Source organism: Rubrobacter calidifluminis, assembly GCF_028617075.1.
In the GTDB taxonomy this organism is placed as follows: domain Bacteria; phylum Actinomycetota; class Rubrobacteria; order Rubrobacterales; family Rubrobacteraceae; genus Rubrobacter_E; species Rubrobacter_E calidifluminis.
Genome location: NZ_JAQKGV010000050.1, coordinates 1 through 735, shown reverse-complemented (window position 1 = coordinate 735; position 735 = coordinate 1). Strand labels below are relative to the sequence as shown.

The 735-nt window shown below is 58.5% G+C and carries 1 protein-coding gene; it reads left to right on the top strand.

The features are described from left to right. Positions 1 to 19: 19 nt before the first annotated feature. Positions 20 to 735, top strand: a 716-nt coding sequence (locus PJB24_RS15805) for a sulfurtransferase (RefSeq protein ID WP_273847618.1), incomplete at its 3' end; no start/stop codon positions are given.

The following is a 735-nucleotide window of genomic DNA, read 5'->3' as shown; positions in this document are numbered from 1 at the left end:
AAGGAGGCATTTGAGGAAGATGGCCGAGGTGGAGAAGGAGATACGCGAGAAGGGCTACGCCCATCCGGAGAAGCTGGTCAGCACCCAGTGGGTGGCAGATCACCTCTCCGATACCGAAAACGTGCGCATCGTGGAGAGTGATGAGGATGTTTTGCTCTACGATGTGGGGCACATCCCAAACGCGGTGAAGATAGACTGGGTTGAGGATCTCAACGACCCGCTCATCCGCGACTACCTCTCTCCGGAGAGGTTTGCCTCTCTTATGAGCGAGAAGGGGATAACACCCCAGACGAAGGTCATCTTCTACGGGGACAAGAACAACTGGTGGGCGACGTATGCTCTTTGGGTCTTCGAGCTCTTCGGGCACACCAACACGGCGATAATGGATGGTGGGAGGAAGAAGTGGGAGGAAGAAGGCAGGGAGATGACCCAGGAGGTGCCCACCTTTCCCAGAGCTGACTATCCCACCCCGAAGAGGGATGACACACAGATAAGGGCTTTCAAGGCCGAGGTTGAGGAGCACGTGAAGGCGGGCAGACCCCTTGTTGATGTCAGGAGCCCTGGGGAGTACAAGGGTGAGCTTTTGCACATGCCCGACTACCCGCAGGAGGGAGCGTTGAGGGGAGGACACATCCCCGGAGCGGCGAACGTACCGTGGGCGAGGGCCGTGCGGGACGATGGCACCTTCAAGAGTGCTGAGGAGCTCAGGGAGATCTACGAGGGAGAGGCTCACCT